At 63.0% G+C, this 23,194-nt stretch carries 23 protein-coding genes, 1 other RNA gene and 1 pseudogene; 17 read left to right on the top strand and 8 right to left on the bottom strand.

The annotated features are described in order from the left end of the window. Nucleotides 1–29 precede the first annotated feature (29 nt). Both MRBLMC3_RS16045 and MRBLMC3_RS16040 read left to right on the top strand, forming a co-directional pair. Nucleotides 30–767 carry a YgfZ/GcvT domain-containing protein gene (locus MRBLMC3_RS16045; protein ID WP_363830464.1) on the top strand — a complete coding sequence of 246 codons (738 nt, stop codon included), beginning with the start codon at nt 30–32 and terminating at the stop codon, nt 765–767. Continuing rightward, entirely contained in the window at nt 764–1,510 is a 747-nt protein-coding gene (locus MRBLMC3_RS16040) for a glutaminyl-peptide cyclotransferase (protein ID WP_363830407.1), read from the top strand. Before MRBLMC3_RS16045 ends, MRBLMC3_RS16040 begins: the two co-directional genes overlap by 4 nt. A 149-nt stretch (nt 1,511–1,659) precedes the next feature. Here MRBLMC3_RS16040 and ssrA read toward each other — a convergent pair. Continuing rightward, nucleotides 1,660–2,003, bottom strand: a transfer-messenger RNA (tmRNA) gene (ssrA, locus tag MRBLMC3_RS16035). Between the two features lie 87 nt (nt 2,004–2,090). Between ssrA and MRBLMC3_RS16030 the strand changes: the two genes are divergently transcribed. From MRBLMC3_RS16030 to glp, 5 genes are all read left to right on the top strand, one after another. Further along, on the top strand, nt 2,091–2,681 hold the full coding sequence (locus MRBLMC3_RS16030; RefSeq protein WP_363756415.1) for an anthranilate synthase component II: 591 nt from the start codon (nt 2,091–2,093) through the stop codon (nt 2,679–2,681). Nucleotides 2,682–2,876: 195 nt separating this feature from the next. Further along, complete coding sequence (gene trpD, locus MRBLMC3_RS16025) at nt 2,877–3,869, top strand: anthranilate phosphoribosyltransferase (protein WP_363830404.1); 993 nt, start codon at nt 2,877–2,879, stop codon at nt 3,867–3,869. Next, the gene (gene trpC / locus MRBLMC3_RS16020; RefSeq protein WP_363830402.1) at nt 3,866–4,657 is read left to right on the top strand and encodes an indole-3-glycerol phosphate synthase TrpC; all 792 of its coding nucleotides are present in this window, start codon (nt 3,866–3,868) and stop codon (nt 4,655–4,657) included. Before trpD ends, trpC begins: the two co-directional genes overlap by 4 nt. Further along, nucleotides 4,654–5,139: a cyclic pyranopterin monophosphate synthase MoaC gene (moaC, locus tag MRBLMC3_RS16015; protein ID WP_133654120.1), complete on the top strand. Its 486-nt coding sequence runs from the start codon at nt 4,654–4,656 to the stop codon at nt 5,137–5,139. The genes trpC and moaC overlap by 4 nt, the downstream gene beginning before the upstream one ends. Further along, nucleotides 5,136–6,323: a gephyrin-like molybdotransferase Glp gene (gene glp / locus MRBLMC3_RS16010; protein WP_363830399.1), complete on the top strand. Its 1,188-nt coding sequence runs from the start codon at nt 5,136–5,138 to the stop codon at nt 6,321–6,323. Before moaC ends, glp begins: the two co-directional genes overlap by 4 nt. Nucleotides 6,324–6,384: 61 nt before the next feature. Here glp and MRBLMC3_RS16005 read toward each other — a convergent pair whose 3' ends face one another. Next, nucleotides 6,385–6,543 (bottom strand): hypothetical protein, encoded by a 159-nt coding sequence (locus MRBLMC3_RS16005; protein ID WP_363830397.1) that lies wholly within the window; start codon nt 6,541–6,543, stop codon nt 6,385–6,387. 154 nt (nt 6,544–6,697) lie between these two features. Between MRBLMC3_RS16005 and lexA the strand changes: the two genes are divergently transcribed. After that, complete coding sequence (gene lexA, locus MRBLMC3_RS16000) at nt 6,698–7,384, top strand: transcriptional repressor LexA (RefSeq protein WP_133654116.1); 687 nt, start codon at nt 6,698–6,700, stop codon at nt 7,382–7,384. On the opposite strand, the pseudogene MRBLMC3_RS15995 reads toward lexA, so the two are convergent. Continuing rightward, nucleotides 7,375–8,583: pseudogene (locus MRBLMC3_RS15995) on the bottom strand (ComEC/Rec2 family competence protein); the annotation flags it as partial. The gene lexA and the pseudogene MRBLMC3_RS15995 sit on opposite strands and share 10 nt — an antisense overlap. On the opposite strand from MRBLMC3_RS15995, the gene MRBLMC3_RS15990 reads away from it, so the two are divergent. Continuing rightward, on the top strand, nt 8,513–8,932 hold the full coding sequence (locus MRBLMC3_RS15990) for a hypothetical protein (protein WP_363830395.1): 420 nt from the start codon (nt 8,513–8,515) through the stop codon (nt 8,930–8,932). The pseudogene MRBLMC3_RS15995 and the gene MRBLMC3_RS15990 sit on opposite strands and share 71 nt — an antisense overlap. Nucleotides 8,933–9,220: 288 nt before the next feature. Here MRBLMC3_RS15990 and MRBLMC3_RS15985 read toward each other — a convergent pair whose 3' ends face one another. Next, nucleotides 9,221–10,153, bottom strand: a complete 933-nt coding sequence (locus MRBLMC3_RS15985; RefSeq protein ID WP_363830393.1) for a ComEC/Rec2 family competence protein — start codon at nt 10,151–10,153, stop codon at nt 9,221–9,223. 99 nt (nt 10,154–10,252) lie between these two features. On the opposite strand from MRBLMC3_RS15985, the gene gltX reads away from it, so the two are divergent. The 4 genes from gltX to MRBLMC3_RS15965 all read left to right on the top strand — a co-directional run bounded on the left by gltX (nt 10,253) and on the right by MRBLMC3_RS15965 (nt 14,512). Continuing rightward, complete coding sequence (gene gltX / locus MRBLMC3_RS15980; RefSeq protein WP_363830390.1) at nt 10,253–11,707, top strand: glutamate--tRNA ligase; 1,455 nt, start codon at nt 10,253–10,255, stop codon at nt 11,705–11,707. Nucleotides 11,708–11,724: 17 nt separating this feature from the next. Beyond that, a complete protein-coding gene (locus MRBLMC3_RS15975) occupies nt 11,725–13,011 on the top strand; it encodes a citrate synthase (protein WP_133654114.1) in 1,287 nt (428 codons plus the stop codon). Nucleotides 13,012–13,196: 185 nt separating this feature from the next. Further along, nucleotides 13,197–13,652: a carboxymuconolactone decarboxylase family protein gene (locus MRBLMC3_RS15970; protein ID WP_363830387.1), complete on the top strand. Its 456-nt coding sequence runs from the start codon at nt 13,197–13,199 to the stop codon at nt 13,650–13,652. Next, entirely contained in the window at nt 13,652–14,512 is an 861-nt protein-coding gene (locus tag MRBLMC3_RS15965; protein ID WP_363830385.1) for a sigma-70 family RNA polymerase sigma factor, read from the top strand. The genes MRBLMC3_RS15970 and MRBLMC3_RS15965 overlap by 1 nt, the downstream gene beginning before the upstream one ends. Before the next feature lie 12 nt (nt 14,513–14,524). Here the strand turns inward: MRBLMC3_RS15965 and MRBLMC3_RS15960 are convergent, their stop codons facing one another. Then, nucleotides 14,525–15,487 carry an acyltransferase family protein gene (locus MRBLMC3_RS15960; protein WP_363830382.1) on the bottom strand — a complete coding sequence of 321 codons (963 nt, stop codon included), beginning with the start codon at nt 15,485–15,487 and terminating at the stop codon, nt 14,525–14,527. Between the two features lie 68 nt (nt 15,488–15,555). Here MRBLMC3_RS15960 and MRBLMC3_RS15955 point away from each other — a divergent pair, with 68 nt between their 5' ends. The 4 genes from MRBLMC3_RS15955 (at nt 15,556) to MRBLMC3_RS15940 (ending at nt 18,116) form a co-directional block, all read left to right on the top strand. After that, complete coding sequence (locus tag MRBLMC3_RS15955) at nt 15,556–16,233, top strand: RluA family pseudouridine synthase (RefSeq protein WP_363830380.1); 678 nt, start codon at nt 15,556–15,558, stop codon at nt 16,231–16,233. Nucleotides 16,234–16,238: 5 nt separating this feature from the next. After that, complete coding sequence (arfB, locus tag MRBLMC3_RS15950; RefSeq protein WP_363830377.1) at nt 16,239–16,664, top strand: alternative ribosome rescue aminoacyl-tRNA hydrolase ArfB; 426 nt, start codon at nt 16,239–16,241, stop codon at nt 16,662–16,664. 41 nt (nt 16,665–16,705) lie between these two features. Then, the gene (locus tag MRBLMC3_RS15945; RefSeq protein WP_363737012.1) at nt 16,706–17,191 is read left to right on the top strand and encodes a GAF domain-containing protein; all 486 of its coding nucleotides are present in this window, start codon (nt 16,706–16,708) and stop codon (nt 17,189–17,191) included. 217 nt (nt 17,192–17,408) lie between these two features. Then, the gene (locus MRBLMC3_RS15940) at nt 17,409–18,116 is read left to right on the top strand and encodes an RcnB family protein (RefSeq protein WP_363830375.1); all 708 of its coding nucleotides are present in this window, start codon (nt 17,409–17,411) and stop codon (nt 18,114–18,116) included. A gap of 78 nt (nt 18,117–18,194) precedes the next feature. On the opposite strand, the gene MRBLMC3_RS15935 is transcribed toward MRBLMC3_RS15940, so the two are convergent. The 3 genes from MRBLMC3_RS15935 to MRBLMC3_RS15925 form a co-directional block, all read right to left on the bottom strand. Continuing rightward, the gene (locus tag MRBLMC3_RS15935) at nt 18,195–20,717 is read right to left on the bottom strand and encodes a sensor domain-containing protein (RefSeq protein WP_363830373.1); all 2,523 of its coding nucleotides are present in this window, start codon (nt 20,715–20,717) and stop codon (nt 18,195–18,197) included. 172 nt (nt 20,718–20,889) lie between these two features. Next, a complete protein-coding gene (locus MRBLMC3_RS15930; RefSeq protein ID WP_133654106.1) occupies nt 20,890–21,708 on the bottom strand; it encodes an arginyltransferase in 819 nt (272 codons plus the stop codon). A 160-nt stretch (nt 21,709–21,868) separates the two neighbouring features. Continuing rightward, nucleotides 21,869–23,116 carry a threonine ammonia-lyase gene (locus MRBLMC3_RS15925; RefSeq protein ID WP_363737017.1) on the bottom strand — a complete coding sequence of 416 codons (1,248 nt, stop codon included), beginning with the start codon at nt 23,114–23,116 and terminating at the stop codon, nt 21,869–21,871. Between the last annotated feature and the right edge of the window lie 78 nt (nt 23,117–23,194).

Below are 23,194 nucleotides of genomic sequence, written 5' to 3'. Positions count from 1 at the left end.
ATGATGGGCGTTTGTCCTACCTAAAGCCGATGACCGGCACCACCCTTACCGACCGCGCCCTCCTCAGAATTTCCGGCGAGGATGCGAAAAGCTTCCTCCAGGGCCTGCTCACCCGCGACGTCCTGAAACTGAAAGAGGGGGAACCGCGCTGGACCGCACTGCTGACGCCGCAGGGTAAGGTGCTGTTCGATTTCATCCTCTGGGCAGGGGGTGACGATGTGCTCATCGATTGCGAGGGCGCTCAGGCGGATGCCCTGATGAAGCGACTGACGATCTACCGGTTGCGGCGCAAGGTGGCAATCATGCCGGAGGATGCGCTGGCGGTGCACTGGGCTCTCGAAGCGCCCGGCAAGCCGTTCGATCCGCGCCTGTCGGAACTCGGCCACCGCTGGATCGCAGCGCCGGATGAAGGCGATGCATCCGCGGCATTCCGGGCGCACAGATTGTCGCTCGGCATATTCGAAGGCGCGGGCGAACTCGGTCAGGACCAGCTCCTCTGGCTGGAAACCAATGCCGGCGAACTCAGTGGCGTGGATTATGACAAGGGATGCTATGTGGGGCAGGAAAACACCGCGCGCATGCATTATCGCAACAAGGTGAGCCGGCGCCTGGTCGCGGTGCCGATGGCACAGGCCGACGAGAAGCGGCAGAAGGCTGCGCTGGCCGATCTTGGCCTCTCCATCGAATTGCGGCGGATGGAGGATATGGATCCCGCCGCCCTGCCAGGCTGGCTTGCCGCGGCCATGGCGGACCAGGCCGCCGAATGAGGCACGTTGTCGTCGCGCTGCTGGGCGCGTGGCTGCTGATCTTTCCCGCGCAGGCGGAGACGCGCTGGAAACTCGTCCGAAGCTATCCGCACGATCCCGGCGCCTTTACCGAGGGGCTCTTCTACCATGATGGCGCCCTGTATGAGAGCACGGGCCTGGAGGGCGAGTCAGAGATTCGGAAGGTCGATCTCAAGAGCGGCAAGGCGCTGGCCCACCGGATCATTCCCCGCCCCTATTTCGGAGAGGGCATCGTCAACTGGAAGGACCGGTTGATCAGCCTGACCTGGCGGCATCGGCAGGGCTTCGTGTGGAAGCTGAGCGATTTTTCCCCGGTTTCCCAGTTCCGCTATGAGGGCGAAGGCTGGGGGCTGACGCAGGACGGGCACAGCCTCATCATGAGCGACGGCACTGCGCAGCTTCGCTTTCTGGACCCCGAAAGGCTGACCGAGGAACGCCGGATCACCGTGACGTGGAATGGCCGTCCTGTGGACCGCCTCAATGAACTGGAATATGTGAAGGGCGAGATATGGGCCAATATCTGGTACGATACCCATATCGCCCGGATTGATCCGCGCACCGGCGCGGTGATCGACTGGCTCGACATCGCCCCTCTTCTGCAGGCAAGCGGCGCCAGAGACAGCGAGGCGGTCGCCAATGGCATAGCCTATGATGCGAGGACCGACCGTCTGTTCGTCACGGGGAAGAACTGGGCCAGATTGTTCGAGATAAAGGTCGAGAAATAGGGCGGGCCAGTGAACTTCAACACCAAGCGCAATTCGCCGGAACCCGCCATGGCAGGGGACAATGCCCCTCTCCCCGCGCCCCGAGCATGTCAAATGGATGGGGAGAAAAGGTCCGGAGGGTTCTGTTGCCCGGCCCCTCCGGAGGCCGCTGAATTCCCTTCTGTTGCCCGGTGGGTTCAACCGCGTTCTTTTTGAGTAATGTCAGGCCGTGAGGCCATCAATTACGCAGCAAGAGCAAGAGCCTCGTTATCGTTGGCACTTGTGAGTTTTGAACCTTTTTACGGCGTACTCAGGCCGGGTAAAGGCACCGCTTTTCAACACACGTCGATCCTAGTTCGGCCCCGTCACGCGCCCCGAAAACCGGGGAATGTGGTGGAGCCGCCGGGTACCGCCCCCGGGTCCGCTGCGCCTATTGCACGATACGATTTATCACCATAGCCGGGCGAACCCGGCAACGCCTTATATGGAGAGGCGCATCCGGTTTATCAAGCCGTCGCCGTTCGCAGGTCCAGGACAGTTCTCCCATCGATCCGGAATCCCGACTCTTCCCCTGCCTCCGATCCGGCGCTAAAGCCGCGGGATGATCCTCGTCATCGACAATTATGACAGCTTCACCTGGAACCTCGTCCACTACCTCATGGAACTGGGCGCGCAGGTTGAGGTCGTCCGCAACGACGCCATTTCCGCCGGCCAGGCCCTTTCCACCGGCGCGCAGGCATTTCTGCTCTCGCCGGGCCCCTGTACACCCAACGAGGCGGGCGTCAGCCTTGATCTCGTCGCCGCCTGCGCCGATGCCGGGGCGCCGTTATTGGGGGTGTGCCTCGGCCATCAGTCGATCGGCCAGCATTTCGGCGGTCAGGTCGTGCGCGGCGGGCTGATGCACGGAAAGACATCGCCGGTCACGCATGACGGCACCGGGCTGTTCCAGGGGCTGCCTTCGCCCTTTACGGCCACCCGCTATCATTCGCTGATCGTCGAGAACATTCCCGAAAGCCTTGTCGTCAACGCCACCAGCGAAGACGGTTCGGTCATGGGATTCCGGCACCGTGACCTGCCGATTCATTCGGTGCAGTTCCACCCGGAAAGCATCGCCACGGAACATGGCCACGACATGCTGGCGAATTTCATGCGGATCGCCGGCATTCCGGTCCGCGAACGCGTGGCGGGCTGAACCGCTTTCCCCGGCAGTCCGGCCGCCTGTCCTCCTGCTTCCTCAACGCCGGAAAATTGATCACCGTCAGTCCTGCGAATCCGGAATTAGGCGGCGCGATATGGCACCGCCCAGTACCACTCTGTTGCACATCCATAGCGACTTTCGCGTATCCCATCTCGACTCTGGCACCTTCCCATGATTAAGGCAGCGACCATGACCCGCCTGCCCGACCCTTGCGAGCCTCTCGACGCGCAACAGGCCGCAACAGCTTTCGACATGCTGTTCGATGCCGAGTTGCCGGAGGAGGAAATCGCCAGTTTCCTTGTCGCCATGGCCCGGCGGGGCGAGACGGCAACGGAAATCGCCGCCGCTGCCCGCGCCATGCGCAAGCGCATGATCCCGGTCACGGCGCCTGCGGGGACGATCGATGTCTGCGGCACGGGCGGTGACGGGCATCACACCCTCAATGTTTCGACCGCGGTGTCGCTGGTCGTCGCCGCTGCCGGCGTCCCCGTGGCCAAGCATGGCAACCGGGCAGCCTCCTCCAAGGCGGGCGCGGCCGATACGCTGGAGGCGCTCGGCCTGGACCTGGCGCGAGCAGCCACGACAGCAGAAGCAACGCTGGCCGATCTTGGCATCTGCTTCCTTTTTGCGCAGAATTATCATCCCGCGCTCAAACGGCTTGGTCCCATTCGCAGGGCGATCGGGGAACGCACCATCTTCAACCTGATGGGGCCGCTCGCCAATCCCGCTGGGGTGCGCCGCCAGCTGGTCGGCATCGCCCGCCCTGACTATGTCCCCGTCTATGCAGAGGCGCTGGCGGAACTGGGCGTCGATCACGCGATGATCGTTTCCGGCGACGAGGGACTGGATGAATTGTCGCTGGCCGGCGGCAACGTACTGGCGGAGGTGAAGGGCGGCAGCCTTGTCGCGATGCGTCGCCTCACCGCTGCGGAACTCGGCCTTTCCACCCATCCGGTCGATGCGATCCGGGGGGGCGACCCCGCCTTTAACGCTGCCGCCCTGCGCGCCCTGTTGCAAGGCGAAGCCGGCCCCTATCGCGATGCGGTACTGCTGAACGCTGCTGCCGCCCTTGTCGTGGCGGATGCCGTATCCGATTTTCGCGAAGGCGTGGAGGAAGCCGCCGAAACCATCGATCGCGGCCTTGCCAATGCGCTTCTCAATTGCTGGATTGCCTATAAATGACGAACAAGCTGATCGAAATCTGCGATATGAAGCGAGAGGAGGTCGCCAGCCGGAAGGCGGCAACCGCCATTTCCGCGCTGCACGCCCGCGCCGCCGAGCAGACGCCGCCGCGCGGCTTTCGCAAGGCGCTGGACGACGCAGCCCGCTCCGGATTCGGCCTGATCGCCGAGGTCAAGAAGGCCAGCCCGTCCAAGGGCCTGATCCGCCCGGACTTCGATCCCCCCGCCCATGCCCGCGCCTATGCGGCTGGCGGCGCAGCCTGTCTGTCAGTGCTGACCGACGCGCCCTTTTTCCAGGGGCGTGACGACTATCTGGTCGCGGCCCGCGCCGCCTGCGCCCTGCCGGTGCTGCGCAAGGATTTCATGATCGATCCCTGGCAGGTGCTGGAAAGCCGCGCATTGGGGGCGGACGCGATCCTGATCATCGTCGCGGCGCTCGACGACAATCAGATGGCGGAGATAGAGGACGCCGCGTTAGGCCTGGGCATGGACGCGCTGGTCGAAGTGCATGACGCGCAGGAACTGGAGCGGGCGATGAAACTCCGCTCGCGCCTGATTGGCGTCAACAATCGCGACCTTAGAGACTTCACCGTCGATTTCGCCCGGACATATGAATTGATCGGCTATGCTCCGGAAGGCTGCACCTTCGTCGCGGAAAGTGGTATCGGCAGCCACGATGACCTGATCGCCATGGCGGATCATGGCGTCCGCTGCTTCCTGGTGGGGGAAACGTTGATGAGACAGGCGGACGTCGAAACGGCCACACGCAAGCTGCTGACCGGCCAATGAGCAAGCTCACCCATCTGGACGAGGAGGGATCGGCCCATATGGTCGATGTTTCCGCCAAGGCGACAACCGCGCGCAAGGCCGTCGCGAGCGGCCGCATCAGCATGAGCGCCGAAGCGGCGGCGGCCATCGCGCAAGGTTTGGTGAAGAAGGGCGATGTGCTGGCCGTCGCCCGCGTCGCCGGTATCATGGCGGCCAAGCGGACCTCCGACCTGATCCCGCTCTGCCACCCCATTGCGCTCAGTTCCGTCAGCGTCGACCTCGACCTGGACGGCAACGGCGTGTCCGTGACGGCGACCGCAAAGACGGCCGGACAGACCGGCGTGGAAATGGAGGCGTTGACCGCCGCATCGGTCGCGTTGCTGACGGTCTATGACATGGCGAAGGCGCTGGACAAGGGCATGATCATCAGCAACGTGCGCCTGCTGGCCAAGAGCGGCGGCAAGTCCGGCGACTGGACAGCCAGGGAAGATGGCACGGTATGAGCCTGCTTCCCGTTGCGGAGGCGCAGAACCGCCTGATGGCGCTGGCAAGGCCGCTGCCGACGGATCATGCGCCTGTTGCCGCCTGCGCCGGACGCTGGCTGATGGAAGATGTCGCAGCACTGCGCGAGCAGCCCTGGGCCGACCTTTCTGCGATGGACGGCTATGCCGTTCGCGCCGCCGAATCGCCGGGGCCATGGCAGGTGGTTGCCGAAAGCGCGGCGGGTGGGGCGCTTCCTCCGCCGATCGAGCCCGGCCAGGCTTGCCGCATCTTCACCGGAGCGCCCTTGCCGCCGGGCGCAGACGCCATATTGATCCAGGAAAATGCTGCCCGCGAAGGAAATAGGCTGCGCGGCCTCGAAGAGGCGCTGGCTGCGGGCCGCCATGTCCGCTCGGCCGGCTCCGATTTCCGCAAGGACGATCTCCTGCTGACCGCCGGCAGCGCGCTTGGCCCCGCGCAGATCGCGCTTGCCGCAGTGGCGGGGCATGGCGCACTGCCCGTTTCCCGCCGGGCGCGGGTCGCGTTGATCTCCACCGGCAATGAACTGGTGCCGCCCGGCGCGTCGACGCAGCCAGGCCAGCTTCCGTCATCTAACGCACCCATGCTGGCGGCCCTGCTTGCGAGCCTCCCCTGCGACATCATCGACCTGGGGATCGTGCGAGATGACCTGCCCGGCATGGCCCAGGCCTTTGCTCGCGCCGCCGATGCCGATGCCGACATCATCGTTTCGACCGGCGGCGCGTCGGTCGGCGACCATGATGTCGTCCGTCCAGCCTTCGCCCAGGCTGGCGGCTCGCTCGATTTCTGGAAAATTCGCATGCGGCCGGGCAAGCCGCTGATGGCAGGGACATTGGATTCCGCCATCTTCCTGGGCCTGCCCGGCAATCCGGTATCAGCCTTCGTAACCGCGACGCTGTTCCTGCTGCCGCTGGTCCGCCACATGATGGGCGCGGCATCGCCCCTGCCGCGCACCGCGGTCGCGACATTGGCAGCGCCACTACCCGCCACGGGGGAACGGGACGACTATCTTCGCGCCTTCCGCACTGAAGCCGGCATCGTTTCGGTGACGTCGCAGGATAGCGCCGCCACCGCCGCCCTGGCCATGTCGGACTGCCTCATCCTGCGCCCCGGAGGCTCCGCTCCGGCGGCGGCAGGCGATCCCGTCACGGTGCTTCCCCTTGCCTAAGGCCCTTGCATAAGGAAAGGGGCCGCCACGCGACCCCTCCCAGTGCAAAGCTGATGATTGTTCAGCGCTGCTGCTTGCCGGGCGACTTGTCCTGACGGCGCTCATCACCCATTTGGCCCTGCTGGTCTTCCTGCTGTTGCTGGCGTCCGCCCTGATTGGCACGGTCGCCGCCCTGCTGATCGCGACGTTGATCGCCGCCCTGGTTGTTCTGGTTGGCCATCTTACTCTCCTATTCACCTTCTTCGGGGAAGGCACGCTTGAAAACGGCCCGGCTGCTCGCGCGTTCCCATAAACGCGGCGAACCGTTAGGCGCTTGACTTGCCCCGTTCCGTTTCCTATGCGTTCCCTATCCGTTCCAAAGAAGGGCAGGCGAAATGTTGACACCCAAGCAACAGGAATTGCTGAGCTTCATCCAGATCCGGCTGGAAGAGGGAGGCGTATCTCCTTCTTTCGAGGAGATGAAGGAAGCGCTGGACCTGCGGTCGAAATCCGGCATCCATCGCCTGATCAATGCGCTGGAGGAGCGCGGCTTCATCCGCCGCCTGCCCAATCGTGCCCGCGCTCTTGAAGTGCTCAAGCTGCCCGATGCCATGCATCGCGCGCCCAGGCTGGTCGTTCCTGCCAAGGCGCCGGTGACAACTGCTCCTGCCTTGAGCAAACCACCGATCGTCGCCAATGACATATTGGAGATTCCCCTGCATGGCCGCATCGCGGCCGGTGTTCCGATAGAGGCATTGGAGGGACAGAATATGCTCTCCGTACCCGCGGCACTGCTTGGGACCGGGGATCATTATGCGCTGGAAGTCGCAGGGGACTCCATGGTCGAGGCAGGCATACTCGACGGCGACTTCGCGCTTATCCAGCGCACCGAAGTCGCGCGGGAGGGGCAGATTGTCGTCGCTCTGATCGATGAAAATGAAGCGACGCTCAAATATTTCCGGCGAGAAGGGCCCAAAGTCAGACTCGATCCTGCCAATAGTGCCTATGAACCGCAGATCTACGACCCGCGTCAGGTTCGCATTCAGGGCAAGTTGGCCGGACTGCTGCGACGCTATAACTGACCGCGTACGGACCGGCGCGGCCAAGGGGAAGGTCGCGCAATCCACGGATGCCCGTCGTTCCGCATTTTCGCGCTGCGCACGCTACCATGGTCCAGATCGATGGCCAGCCCCCCGGTCTGAGCGAGGAATCGTCTGTCCACCTTCAACCAGCGAGGTCGGCAGGCGCCCGGCAGTCTACGGTCACTGACGACGATATCGGCATTGGCGCAATCCCGCGCCAATATCGCATGGTCGATATTTACATTGCTTCGGGTGAGCAAAATGTTCCACTTCCGTCCCCCGCCCATCAGGCGGACGGCGCAGAGATCAAGCGAACAACGTGCCTGGGGCAACGCCGGCAATGCTTCCAACGCGCCACCGTAACCAGCGCTTTCCGCCAGCATGTCGCGTGTGTAACTTCCAGCCCGTGCCCGCAATATCGCCATGCCACTTGCGGTGCGAACCGCGACGTGGCGGCCATCGCTGCTGATCAATATGCCAGGCATCGGGGTTGCGAGGATCATGGTCACGCCTGCGGCAACGGGCATCAGGCCCGCCCAGCGCCAGTGACTCCGCCATAGGAGGCACCACAGCATGCCGAGCATCACGAGGCCGAAAACAGCGCCGGATTGGGCGGGCGTCAGCATCACTGCCCATGGGCTGGATGCTACGCCATGGGCCACCAGCAGCAGCAGGTCCAGCGCCCGCGCAGCAAGCCACCAGAAGGGCGCGCCCCACCCGCCCAGATCGAACAGCAAGGCCAGCGCTTCCAGCGGCATGACGACCAGAGTGGTAAGGGGTATGGCGACCAGATTGGCGACCGATCCCAGCATGCCCGCCTTGTGAAAATGGAACAGAGCGATCGGCGCGAGGACCAGTTCGACCACCAGACCCGTAAGCAACATGCCCGCAAGACTGCGCCCCAGCCGGCGCCATGCCGCCTCGTCGCGCGCGGCTGCAAAGCGTCGGAAAGCGGGATGCTCGCCCAGTGAAACCAGAGCGACCACGGCGGCGAAACTCATCTGGAAACTCGGTCCCATCAACGCTTCGGGCCATATGGCGAGCACCACCAGCGCACCGGCCGCGACCAGGCGGAGGGTGATCGCATCCCGCCCCGTCGCCAGTCCTCCGAGCACCAGCAGGGCAGCGATGCAGGACCGCACGGTCGGCACTTCGGCGCCGGTAGGCAAGTTATGGTTAACACCAGTGGCTACAAGACCACAAAGTCAGGTCTGGCACCGTGTCCGTGTTCTGTGGCAAACACAGGCCATGTGGAGCCTTACACAGAAAGTCACATTCGATCCCAAAAGCGGACGACCAGAAGCGCCTCTATACTGGCGCCTCACGACCTTCTGCGTCATCGCAGCGTGGGTGCTGGCGCTCATATTATTCTTTTATACGGCGCTTGCGATCCGCGATGGGGCACCTGATTTAGCAGCCACTTGCGCCCTAATGGCAATCGCCATGCTGGTCATCGTCCACTGGCGCAAAAGGCAAATTCGTCAAGAGCAGCGTAAGTTCGACCAGCTTGTGGCCGATTACGAAAAGGCCATTTCAAACCCGACATAGCCAGCAGCGCCAAACTGACAGGCCAGGAGCCAATTAAGTGGAAGTGATCGGGATCATTCTTGCGGTGGCATTCGCCTCATGTCTCCTTTTCGGCTTTCGATCAGGCAACATGCCAATCAAAGCGCCATTGCGCGAACCCAGCCGTCACGAAACGCCTCTCTATTTTTGGTCGTTGCTGCGTTCTACGGGGTTGGCCTCATCTTAGGTGCGAGCATGATTATATCTGGCTAAGGCGCTGGGCACATTTTCATGATCCACGGATTTCTGAGGGTTTTAGCGTGTTGACTCCTATAACGCACTGGTCAGGATCGTATAACCGAGGCCGGCCAAAGCTCCACCGCCTGCCGCAAGGAGCATCAGCGGCCAATCAAGCGCTGCCCGGCGGCTGAGCGCCATCAGCCGCATCAGCAAAAAGATCACCACACCGATCAGTGCCGTCACATGCAGGCCGCTGATCGACAGGAGATGCGCAAGGCCGCTCCGCCGCATCGCCTCCGCATCGGCTTGCATGATCGCACCCTGATCACCCGTGGCCAGCGCAGCAGCAATGCCGGCCCCCTCGCCCGGAACGCGCGTCAGAATGTGATCGAACAAACGCGTTCTCAGGCGCGGACCTGTGGTGGCGGGTCGCAGGATCGTGATGGGCGGCAGCGCACGGCCGGTTGCGCCGATACCATCGAAATAGGCCCGGCGCGCAAAATCATAGCCGCCCGGCAAGCTGGGCGGCGCAGGCGGCATCAGCCTGGTACGGACGGCCACGACGGCCCCCTCGCCCAGTCCAGCCGGCGTCGAAGACTCGTCAAGATTGATGCGTATCAGGGCGGGCAGCGCCGGCATGCCGATCGGCCGGATCAAAAGCCGACTCATGCGCTGAGCAGGCAATCTCTGAACGGATTGGACTTCTCCCTTCAGCGCAACAATGACAGGGCGGGCCAGCGGGGGCGATCCCACCAACATCGCCTTGCCCCAGACCAGCAGGCAACCCATGCAGGCCAGGAGGCTGCCAGCGATGAGCGCCTGCCGCGTCCGGCCACCCGATGGCAAAAGCAGCGCAGCGGAGGCGACTCCCAGCATCACGCAGCAGAAAGCAAGCCAATCCAGCCGGTTGGGCAGAACGAACCAGGTGGCTATGCCCGCCGCCAAGGCCACGGGAACCCAGAGCGGCAACCGTTCGCGCTCTTCCTCCAGCCACAGTTCCAGCGGGCGCCAGATCGGCGCCATCCTCCCTCCAACCCAAGTGGCAACGGAGGTTTGTCGTGGCTCGAAAGCCATGCTAGGGGGCGTCGCGATCATGGATAGGCCGGGTGGATATCTGGACAAATGTCAGGGAATGAAGCGGTGAGTTCTACGGGATTGAACAAGCAGGTGGTAACCCGTTTTGCGCCTTCGCCCACTGGTTTTCTTCACATTGGCGGCGCGCGCACCGCGTTGTTCAACTGGCTGTTCGCCCGCCACCATGGCGGCAAGTTCCTGCTGCGGATAGAGGATACCGACCGGACCCGTTCGACGGAGGAGGCGGTCGCTGCGATCTTCGATGGCCTGGAATGGCTCGGCCTGGGCGGGGATGAGCCAGCAGTCTTCCAATTCGAACGCGCGCCGCGCCATGCCGAAGTGGCGAACCAGATGCTTGCGGCAGGCCATGCCTATCGCTGCTATGCGACCGCCGAGGAATTGGCCGAGCTGCGCGAACAGCAGCGCGCCGCCAGGCAGCCTATGCGCTATGACGGGCGCTGGCGCGACCGCGATCCTTCGGAAGCGCCCGAAGGCGCGCCCTTCGTCATCCGCCTGAAGGCGCCCCGCGAAGGCGAGACGGTGATCGAGGATGCCGTGCAGGGCCGCGTCGTCGTACAGAATGCGGAACTGGACGACATGATCCTGCTGCGGTCGGACGGGACGCCCACCTATATGCTGGCCGTCGTGGTCGACGATCATGATATGGGCGTCACCCACGTCATTCGCGGTGACGATCACCTCAACAATGCATTCCGCCAGCTAGGCATCATAAAGGCGATGAATTGGGAAGAACCCGTCTACGCCCATATCCCGCTGATCCACGGTTCCGACGGCGCAAAGCTGTCGAAGCGACATGGTGCGCTGGGCGTCGACGCCTATCGCGACGAGATGGGCATGCTCCCCGAGGCGGTGCTCAACTATCTGTTGAGGCTGGGCTGGGGCCATGGCGACGAGGAGATCATCTCTCGCGAACGCGCCGTGGAACTCTTTGATATCACAGGCGTCGGCCGCTCGCCCTCTCGCTTCGACATGAAGAAGCTCGAAAATCTGAATGGCCATTATCTGCGCGAGGCGGACGATGCACGCCTTGCCGCGCTGGTTGCTCCCAGGGTCGCGGCGAGGCTGAACGTGGCTCTGCCCGAGAGTGGAGAGAAGCTGCTCACAGAGGCCATGCCCTCGCTCAAGCCGCGGGCCAGGACGCTTAACGAAATTGCCGAAGGCGCCGAGTTCCTGTTCAAGAATGGCCCGCTGGATTTTGACGAGAAGGCTCTTGCTCTGCTAGACGATTCTGCGCGCGTGCTGCTGGGACAGACAGCCGACGCTCTTGCACCCGTCCAGTCCTGGACGGTCGAAGCGATCGAAGAAGCCATTCGCCGCGTGGCAGAGGATGCCGGCCTCGGGCTTGGAAAGGTCGCGCAGCCATTGCGCGCGGCGCTGACCGGTCGCACGGTTTCGCCGGGAATTTTCGACGTCCTTTTCCTTCTGGGAAAGGCGGAGAGCTTGGAACGATTGGCCGCTGCAAGGCACGCATCGGCCAATTGAAGTATCAGGAGAACACCATGTCGGATAACAATGCCACTTTGAGCGTCGGCGGCGATGCAAAGGACTATGCCATTCTGAACGGCACGGTCGGACCGCAGGTGATCGACGTTCGCAAGCTCTACGCCAACACCGGCATGTTCACCTATGATCCCGGCTTCACCTCGACCGCGAGCTGCGATTCGGGGCTGACCTATATTGACGGCGATGCCGGCGTGCTGCTCCATCGCGGCTATCCGATCGATCAGCTCGCCGAACAGTCGAGCTTCATGGAAGTGTCCTACCTCCTGCTCAACGGCGAACTGCCGTCGAAGAAGACACTGGAGGATTTCACCCGCACCATCACGCGCCACACAATGGTGCATGAACAGCTCACCACCTTCTACCGCGGTTTCCGCCGCGATGCGCACCCCATGGCGATCATGTGCGGCGTGGTGGGTGCGCTGTCGGCCTTCTACCACGATTCGACGGACATCAACGATCCGGAACAGCGCAAGATCGCGAGCCATCGCCTGATCGCCAAGATGCCGACGATCGCGGCCATGGCCTATAAATATTCGGTTGGTCAGCCCTTCGTCTATCCGCGCAACGACCTCAGCTACACCGCCAACTTCCTCAACATGACCTTCTCGGTCCCGGCGGAAGAATATGTGATCGATCCGGTCGTCGTCGACGCGATGGACAAGATCTTCACGCTGCACGCCGATCATGAACAGAATGCGTCGACATCGACCGTGCGTCTCGCCGGTTCGTCGGGCGCCAACCCCTTCGCATGCATCGCGGCCGGCATCGCCTGCCTGTGGGGCCCGGCGCATGGCGGTGCGAACGAGGCCGCTCTCAACATGCTGCGCGAGATCGGCACTGTGGACCGCATTCCGGAATATATCGCCCGCGCCAAGAACAAGGACGATCCGTTCCGCCTGATGGGCTTTGGTCACCGGGTCTACAAGAATTACGATCCGCGCGCGACGGTGATGCAGAAGACCGCAAAGGAGGTTCTCGCCAAGCTGGGGGTCGACGATCCGATCTTCGACGTGGCCAAGGAACTGGAGCATATCGCGCTCAACGATCCTTATTTCATCGAAAAGAAGCTCTATCCCAACGTCGATTTCTATTCGGGCGTGATCCTTTCGGCCATTGGTTTCCCGACCGAAATGTTCACCGTGCTTTTCGCCCTTGCCCGCACTGTCGGCTGGGTCGCTCAGTGGAACGAGATGATTTCCGATCCCGCGCAGAAGATCGGCCGTCCGCGCCAGCTTTACACTGGTCCGACGCAGCGGGATTATGTCCCCGTCGAAAAGCGCTGAGCGCCACCCTCGACAGGATATGGATATGGAAACGGCGCCCCGCGGGCGCCGTTTTCGTCTGAGCAGAAGCCCCAAAGGCACGCGACTGTCGCCCCGGTGATCAGCTGCGTTTTTTTCCGCATCCATGTCACACCAGCCGGAGCTGGCTCGTCATACAGGCACAATCCAGAAAGAAAGGTGCCGACATGACTGCCAAGCTAGATCCCTTTGCCGCCGCGCCCCAGCTTATGAAGAGCTGGTTTGCGACCTCCAACGCCATTAACGACAGCCTTGAGCCCAGCCTCACCGAACTGGTGAAGATCCGCGCGTCGCAGATCAACCAGTGCGCCAACTGCCTCAACATGCACACCGCCGATGCCCGCGCGCAGGGCGAAAGCGAACAGCGCATCTATCTGCTCTCCGCCTGGCGCGAGGCGCCTTGCTATACGGCACGCGAACGTGCCGCACTGGAATGGACCGAGGCCTTGACGCGCCTCTCCGAAGGGCACAGCCATGAAGCGGCCCACAAGGCCCTGGCAGCCGAATTTTCGGAGGAGGAGCAGGTGAAACTGACCCTGATGATCAACATCATCAACGGCTGGAACCGCATCGCAGTGGGTTTCGGCCTCTGGTACGATACACCGGCCAAGGCGGCCGCGTGATGGCGCCGGGGATGCACGGGGACGCGGCGGAGAGCTTCGATCCGCTGCGTCCCCGACTTGTCCGCGTCGCCTATCGCATGCTGGGTTCGGTGTCGGATGCCGAGGATGTGGTGCAGGAGGCCTTCATCCGTTGGATGAGCGCGGACCGGGAGGCAGTGCGCGAGCCGGAGGCGTTCCTGCGCCGCACGGTCACGCGGCTGTGCCTGGACCAGCTCAAATCTGCTCGGCACAGGCGTGAAACCTATATTGGCCCCTGGCTGCCCGATCCGTTGGTGGAAGAGGCCGAGGAAGAAGAGGACGTCACGCTGCCGCTGATGTTGGCCCTGGAACGATTGTCGCCGCTGGAGCGGGCTGCTTTCCTGCTCCACGACGTTTTCGGCGTCGGCTTTGAGGAAATCGCCGCAACGGTCGAGCGCGACGCGGCGGCCTGCCGCCAACTGGCGGCCCGGGCACGCACCCATGTGCGAGAGGCGAGGCCCCGTTACAAGGTGGAAAGGCAGCGCGGGCTGGAGATCGCCGGAGCCTTCTTCGCCGCCTCGCGAAGCGGCGACATGACGGCGCTGGGTGCCATGCTTGCCCAGGATGTCAGCCTGCACAGCGACGGCGGCGGCAAGCGTCCCGCGGCGATAGTTCCCGTGCTGGGTTTCGGCCAGGTGATGCAGGTTCACAAGGCGCTGGCCGTGCTGTTCGGCAAATATGGATCGACGCTGGTGCATGTGGGCCTGATCAACGGCCTTCCCGGTTTCGTCACTCGGGAGGCGGACGGCGAATTCCAGACCACGGCACTCGACATCCAGGACGGGCACATCACTGGCATCTATGTGATGCGCAATCCCGACAAGCTGCGCCACCTGCACTGAATGGGCTTGAGCCTAAAGAAAAATGCGTCGCGCGGTGGGAACGGACCGGATCAGATAATAAGCGCCCAGCGGCAACAGCAACGCCTGCATCAGCAGCCAAGGCTTGGCCACATAGGGCGAGAGATAGTGGATCACCGCGACGTGGAGATACATGATGACCAACGATGCGCGGCCGATCGCAGCGATCCAACCGGAAAAGGGCGCGATCCGCACCGAAAGACGGAACAGCAGCAGGCTGGTGGCCATGGCCGAGCCAAGGGACAAAAAGGGCCAGCCATAATCAGCCGCCTTCATGTTGAGCGTCGGGATCAGTGTCATCAGCCCGGCCAGCGATAGCGGCACCAGCAACGGAAGCATCCAGCTTCGCCAGCGTACAAGCTGCCATGCCGCCCCTAGCCAGAGCAGGACCAGCGCCATGGGTACGGTCAACACGCCCATCGGCGACAGGCTGGTGAGCCGGCCCGCGCCATAGGCGATCAGCAGCACCGGCAGCATCAGCAACGCCCAACGCCGATCAAGCGGATCGGGCCAGCGGACGAGCGCCATATTGAACAGGATACGCGCCAGCACCAGGCAGGGCACGAACCAGAAGATCGTGAACGGCCCCCGCAGCCACGAACCACCCAGCAGGATCGGCACCAGGTCCAGCGGCCAGTCGTGGAAGATCGGCCTGCCTCCCTTCATCCTTTCGATGAGCTGGTCCGCCACGATCAACAGGATGAGGAAAACCGCATAAGGCCGCATCTGGGAGAGAAGCTGGCGACGGGTGAAGCGTCCCGCCGGCTGCGGCCGCGAAAGCAGGCCGGAAAGCAGGAAGAACAGCGGCATGTGGAAGCTATACATGGCATCGCGCAGCCCGCCGCGCATCCACACATGCCCAATCACCACGGCGACGATCCCGATGCCACGCGCGACATCGATCCATTCCAGCCGCCCTCCCGCCGACGGATGCGCCTCATGCCCCCTGTTCTCCATCCCTTCCACGCCCTATAGGAAGCGGCACGCGCGTCAATCGCCAGCCTTCATTCACGGAAAAACGCCTCTTGTCCCTGCTTCATGACCGAGTCCTGTTCATCGATGGCGAGGCCATCATCCTCGACAAGCCGGCGGGCCTGCCGGTCGATGCGCCGCGTGACGGATCTCTTTCGCTGGAAAACCATCTTTCCTCGCTGACCTTCGGCTTTCAACGCTGGCCGCTGCCGGTTCACCGGCTGGACCGCGACACCAGCGGCTGCCTGCTGCTTGCCCGCAATCCCAAGGCGCACAAACGTTTTGCCGCAGCTTTCGAAGCCGGAACGGTCGCAAAGCGCTATGTCGCGGTGGTCGACGGCGTTCCCGCGGAGGACAGCGGCACCATCGAACTGTCGCTCAAGAAGATCAGCACAGCCACTCAGGGCTGGCGAATGATCCCGGCAAAGGCGGGCAAGACAGCGCTCACCGAATGGCGCAAGATCGCAGAGAAAGATGGCCGTGCGCTGATCGTCTTTACTCCCCGCACAGGCCGGACCCATCAGATCCGTACCCATGCGTTGCACGGCCTGGGCTTCGGCATAGCGGGCGACCCCGTCTATGGATCGGGGGAAGGCCCGATGTTGCTGCACAGCCGTTTCCTCAGCATCCCGCGCGGAGAGAAGCCGCCTGCTGAAGCAAGCGCCCCCTTGCCCTCCACCTTCGTGACGGCGGGATTCGGGCAGGAACTGCTCGAACAGGCCGGGCTCTAGGCCTCTTGCCGCGCATTCCCGTCACCCGGTCGATCTCCATCGACAGCGATGAACTGTCGGAGAGCTTCGTCCGATCGACGGGTGCGGGCGGCCAGCACGTCAATACGACAGACAGCGCGGTGCAACTGCGCTTCGACGTGGCGAACAGCCCGTCGCTGCCCGATGCGGTCAAGTACAGGCTGGCGGCGATCGCCGGACGAAGGATGACCGCGGACGGGGTGCTGATCCTCCGTTCCGAAGGCTCGCGATCGCAGCTTTTGAACCGGCAGGAAGTGTTGGCTCGCCTGATCGAGCTCATCCGGGAGGCCACGGTCGTGCCCAAGGCGCGCAAGGCGACAAAACCCGGCAAAGCCGCCAAGGCGCGTCGCGTCGATGCGAAGAAAGCGCGCAGCTCGGTCAAGGCCGGACGTGGCAAGGTGCGGTTGGATTAGCCGGTCTGGCCTGGACATGCGGCGCCCCCTATATGAAGGCCATGTTCGATTTTTCTCCCGCGGCCAACGCCGACAAAGCCACGCTCTACGATGACCTGCTCTCCGCAGCCGACGCGCTGACGGCAGGGGAACCCGATGCCATCGCCAATATGGCCAATGTCGCGGCACTGATCTGGCAGTTCCTGCCCGACCTCAATTGGGCAGGCTTTTACCGGATGGCAGAAGACGAGCTGGTCCTCGGCCCCTTCCAGGGCAAGACGGCCTGCATTCGCATTCCACTGGGCAAGGGCGTCTGCGGCGCGGCGGCCGCCAGCGGCGAGACGCAACTGGTCGAGGACGTGCACGCTTTTCCGGGCCACATAGCCTGCGATGCCGCCAGCGCTTCGGAAGTCGTGGTGCCGGTGATCATCGAAGGCAGGGTCGTCGCTGTACTCGACCTCGACAGTCCGCTGCCTGCGCGCTTCGACAGGACCGACCAGGAGGGACTGGAAACACTGGTCGAACGGATCGCGGCGCGTCTAGCCTAAGGATCAACCCTTCCGGATTTACTGCCCCTTTTCGGGACAGGCATCAGAATGCCGACGCTTGGTCGGCGACTTCGCATCATGCTAAACAAATCCTTAAATATCAGCCGAAAACGGGGATTCGAGCATGCATATCCGGAGCTTCATCCTGGCCGGGACCTTTCTGGCGATCGGGTTGACGACGCCAGGGTCCGCTAATGGCCCGGTCAGGAGTGGAAGCATGGTTTCCCGGTCGGCGGTGCATGCAGGGAGCGCAGTTCAACGCTGGGGACCGCGTTATCAAGGCCGCTGGTATGCCGGTTGGTACGCGCCGGGCGGCTGGGCAGCCTATCGTCGGCCGGTGATGGGCTATGTCCTGCCGCGTTACTGGATCAGCCCGACCTATCAGATCCGCAACTATGGCGCTTACGGCTTGCCGGTACCGGCCAGCGGCTATGGCTGGTCACGCTATTATGATGACGCGGTGATGACGGACCGGGACGGCCGGGTGCACGACTATCGCAACGGCGTCGCATGGGAGGCGGGCGACGCGCCGACACCGCCGGGCCTGCGCTATGATGACGAGGTTACAGCGCGGGATGGCGCACCCCTGCCGCCGATGGACTATGAAGGACGCTGGAGCGGTACATGGCGTGACAAGGACGGAAAAACCTTCAGCGGCGATTATGAAGGCCGCTTCGAGGGACAGGTCCACGGTGGACCGGGCGTGGATTTCAGCCCGCCGCCTTATGCGGGTACGCCGGACCGGATGAAGCGGCGTACCGCGCCGGGGGAACCCGTTGTGACCACGACGCAGACGCCGGGTTTCATTTCAGGGGGCTATTATTATCCCGGCACCACGACCACCACGGTCGTTGTCCAGCCTGCCGTCACCACCACCCGGACCTATGTGACCGAAGTTCCGGTGAGAAAGCGCAGAGTGCGGTAAGAGCGCATCAACAGCTTTTCGAAGCGGAGGGAGCGGCCCAAAGCTGAACCAGAACGGGTTTCGATCGCCAGGAAACCGCTAAGCAGCGCAGGATCGGATCGCTGCCCAGGGCCGGGGCCTTCCCATCAGATAGCCCTGACCGATTGTGCAGCCGCGCGCGATCAGCATTTCGACCTGGCCGACGGTTTCCACGCCTTCGGCCACCACCTCCATGCCAAGGCTGCTGCCCAATTTCACGATGGCGTCGACGATGACGGCGTCGCCTGGATCCTGTTCGATGTTGCTGATGAAGCTGCGGTCGATCTTGAGCACGTCGACCGGATATTGCTTCAAATGACTGAGCGATGCGTAGCCAGTGCCGAAATCGTCCAGCGCGATCCGCACGCCCGCCAAGGACAGGCGATGCAGTGCCCGCTCCACCTGCTCGGCGCCGCGGCCCAGGAAAACCGTCTCCGTCACCTCTATCTCGAATCGCTGCGGTGGGATCGCGCAGCGTGCCAGATGGGCAAGGACATAGTCCGCAAAATCATGCTGCATGAAATCGGCGGCGGACGCATTAATGGCTACCCGACCAGGATCCTGGCCGGCCCGGCGCCACCGGTCGACGTCGCGAACGACCTTCGCCAGCATCTTTTCCGTAAGCTCGACAGCCAGTTCCGTATTGTCGAAGGCCGCGGCGATCGTGTCGGGCGCATGTACGCCGGTACGAGGGTGCCGCCAGCGGAGCAGCGCCTCATACCCCAGAACGCGGCCGGTCCGCATATCCACCTTTGGCTGATAATAAGGGACGACAAGGTCGTCCACCAACGCCTGGCGGGCCATATGGATCATCGAGCTGCGGTGCTGCGCGTCAGCACGCAGTTGTGACTGGAACAGCGTCAGCCGCCCCCGCCCAGAGGATTTGGAGGCATAGAGCGCCAGGTCCGCCGCCTTCAGCAATTCCGTCGCATCATCGCCATGTTCGCCGAACACCGCGCCACCCATGCTGATCCCATAGTCGAGCGATCGGCCATTATGGACATAGGGCGCCCGCACCCCACCCAGCAATTCGACGCTCCAGTCAGAAAGCGCCGCGCTGCTGGCAAGGGAGGGTGCGATCATGCCAAACTCGTCACCGCCCAGCCGCCCGATCATCGCATCGGCCGGCGCACAGGCGGCAAAGCGTTGCGCAAAGCCGCAGAGAAGCGCGTCGCCCGCGTCATGGCCGAGCGTGTCGTTGGTCCGCTTCAGATCGTCGATATCGACCAGGATCAGACCGAAGCTCTCGCCTGTCCGGCGCGCCTGCTCGGTCATTTCCTCCAATGTCGTCTGCCACAACGCCCGGTTGGGCATGTGCGTCATGGGATCATGGGTAGCGGCCCAGCGTATGCGTTCCTCGCTATTCCGTTCCTCCGTCACGTCCTGAAACGTGACGATGACGCGCAGCGGCTTTCCGCAATCCGAAAAACTGCTCCATCCGACGCTCTTGATCCATCGCAAGGCGCCGGTATCCGCCCTGTGCACCCTTAACGTGGCTTCGAAATGAGGCGGCATGTGCTCGCTCGCAACTGCGTCCAGCATCGCGGCAAGGCGCGGACGATCCTCCGGATGGACCAGCCGCAATGCGAGTTCACTCGTCGCCGGCTCAGTGTCGGACAGGCCAAGCATCGTCCGGAATTCCCGCGACCAAGTCCGCGTCCCGGCGACGGCGTCGAAATCCCATATGCCAAGACGCGCCGACTGCACCGCCAGGCGGAATCGCTCCTCGCTGTCGGCCAGTTCGCGCTGCGCCATTTTCTGCGCGTGAATATCTTCCAGCGTGCCGTACCAGCGCACGACCCTGCCCTTCGCGTCGCGCCGCGCCGAAGCGCGCGCCCGCATCCAGCGATAGCTTCCGTCGCTCAGGCGCAGCCGATAGTCCACGTCGAGGGGATCGCCAGTATGCAGTCTTTCGGTCCAGACGGCCAATGTCCGCTCGACATCGTCCGGATGCAGCGAGTCGATCCACCCCCGGCCCCGTGCATGCTCCGGCGGCATCCCGGTCAGTTCCTGCCAGCGGGGTCCAACCTCATCGATCTCGCCCGTGACCGTTGCGGTCCAGGGGACCTGCGGACTTAGCTCGACCGACCAGCGGTAATGCTGGCGGCTTTCCGCCAACGCATCCGCGAGCGCCCGCCGTTCACCGTCGTAACGCTCGTCCACATCCTCGATCGTTCCGTACCAGAGCGGCGCTTCGTCAGGTTCCTGGACCAACGTCATGCGCACGAGGCCCGATCGCGTCTCGCCGATACGGGTGTGCATCCGCACCAGGACAGGATCGGGCTGCACGGAGCGGTTGGCCGCTTCCGCCAAGGCCCGCCAGTCGGCCTTGGCCAATATGGCGCGCCAGCCCTTGCCCATGATGTCGCAGGAAAAATGGCGGGCGAAGAGGTTCGACATGATCTCCCGGGACAATATGCGTCCGCGACAGTCAGCGATCCACCGAATCAGCGGCGGCGAGACGCGCCCAAAGACCGGCGAGAACAGGAGTTCATTACGATAGTGAAATCCCTCCCATTCCAGCCCGTTCGGAGCCAGTTCAGAAGCGAATTCGCCAAATCTGCGATCAGCAAAACGGTCCATCTACCGATCCTGACCCATCGCCATTTCCGCAATCCATCAGCGATCAGTACCGGAAAAAGTTAAATAAGCTTTCCAACGCCGTAACGCATGATGATCCACAATGGCATGACCCTCCACCGATCAGAGAAGGGCGCAACCCGCCCTTATGATCCAAGGCGGAATCGACGCGGCCTTATTTGCGGAAGATCGCCGCCAGTTCGCGAGGCAAGGCCGGTTCGTCCCGGCTCTCTGCCTGCCGGGTTGCCTGCACCTGCTGCTCCGGATCGAAACGGGTCCAGCCGTTGCGGCTCAACCGTTCCAGCGGGCGATAGCGGATCTTGTACTGCATCCGCTGCGATCCTTCGACCCAATATCCCAGATAGACATAGGGCAGGCCGGCCTTGGCCGCACGCAGGATATGGTCCATGATGATGAAATTGCCCAGCCCCTTGCGATGCTCCAGTTCCGTATCGAAGAAGCTGTAGATCATAGAGAGACCGTCACCCTGCCGATCGGTGAGGCAGGCGCCGATCAGCTTGCCGGGTCGACCATTTTTTCCAGGCTCGCGATATTCGATGACATGGCTTTCGACCGGGGTCTGTTCGACCATGTCCGCGAAATCCATCTCGTCCATTTCGGTCATGCCGCCGCCAGGATGGCGGGCACGCAAATAGCGCTGAAGCAATTCGAACTGCTCCTCTGTCGACCACGGCTTGCAAGCCGTGATGACCAGGTCTTCATTCCGCCGCAGCAACTTGCGCTGGGTGGCGTTGGGTTCGAATTCGCCAGCGACCACGCGTACCGATACGCAGGCGGAACAATCCGCGCAACTGGGGCGATAAGCAACGTTCTGGCTGCGGCGGAAACCGATCCTGCCAAGGGCGTCGTTCAGTTCGGACGCATTGTCGCCGTTCAGTTCGGTAAATACCTTCCGCTCGTTTTTGCCGGGCAGATAGGGACAGGGACTGGGATTGGTGACGAAAAAACGCGGAAAGCGGAAAGGCGCACTCACAACCGCATCTCCCCCACAGCGTTGCCCGACCCCTGATTCATGAGGCGACTATGCCGTTCGCGGGCCGCTGTGAAAAGTTTATTTACCACGAAAATTGGTTAAGCGGCAGATAAGAGGCAGAGGCTCCACGGGATGGCCCGGAAATGGCCGATGTCGGACGTCAGGCGACCTCGATTGGCGCGACCTCATAGCCCACTTCGCGCAGGGCCGCGATCAGGCGTTCCAGATGGGCGCCATCCCGCGTCTCGCATTCCACGTCCAGGCTGAGTCCCTTGGCCGGCAGATTGGTGAAGATCCGCTGGTGCGACAGTTCGAGAATATTGACCGCTTCCTGATCGAAGATGCGCGCCACATGGAACAATGCGCCCGGCCGATCCTGAAGGATGATGCGCAGCCGCGCCAGCCGCCCCGACCGCGCCAGATCGCGCAGCAGCACATTGGCCAGCAGTCGCGTGTCGATATTGCCCCCGGTCAGGATCAGCCCGACGCTGCGCCCCGCGAACAACTCCTTGTGGGTCAGCAGCGCCGCGAGACCAGCGGCGCCCGCACCCTCCACCACCGTCTTCTCGATCTGCAGCAGCAGGCTGACCGCTTCCTCCAAATGGCGCTCACTGACCAGCAGGACGTCATCAGCCAGCCGCTCGACGAAGCGGCGTGTGAGTTCGCCCGGTTCCTTAACGGCAATACCCTCCGCCAGCGTATCGCCGTCGCAGGGCAGGTTCGCACCCTTGATATGGTCGTACATCGACGGATAAAGTTCCGCCTGCACACCATAGATCCTGATATCCGCCTTCATCGCCTTGGCCGCCGTCGCCACGCCTGAAAACAGGCCGCCGCCGCCGATGGGCACGATCAGCGTGTCAATCTCCGGCACATCTTCCAGCATTTCCAGCGCGACCGTCCCCTGTCCGGCCATGATGTCCGGCTCGTCGAAGGGATGGATGAAGGTCAGGCCCTGTTCCACCTCAAGCAGCCGGGCATGGGCATAGGCATCATCGAACTTCTCGCCAAATTGGACCACCGTAGCGCCATGACCCTGCGTCTGCGTGACCTTCACCGTGGGCGTCGTGTTGGGCATGACGATGGTGACCGGCACGCCCAGCCGCTTGCCATGATAGGCAAGACCCTGCGCATGATTACCCGCAGAGGCGGCAATCACGCCCTTCTTCTTCGCCGCCTCGTCCAACTGCAGCAGCCGGTTGAGCGCGCCCCGTTCCTTATAGGCGGCGGTGAACTGGAGATTTTCGAACTTCAGATACACCTTGCAGCCGAACATGGCCGACAGCGTCTGGCTGATCAACGTCGGCGTGTGCACGACGGAACCGGAAATTCGCACCCGCGCCGCGAGGATGTCGTCGACGGAAATGGGCAGCGGCACGGCGTTCTCGATCTTGGTCAGCGTGTTCATGGCGCGCCACCTAGCTTAAAATTGCTTCGGAAGGAACTGGCACTGACCGAAAACTCTGCTTATGGCTTGCGGGCGCGC

Origin of the sequence: Sphingobium sp. LMC3-1-1.1 (genome assembly GCF_040676285.1) — a bacterium.
Taxonomy (GTDB): Bacteria; Pseudomonadota; Alphaproteobacteria; order Sphingomonadales; family Sphingomonadaceae; genus Sphingobium.
Note: the sequence above shows the minus strand (reverse complement) of the source record. Positions and strands in the feature narration are given on the sequence as shown.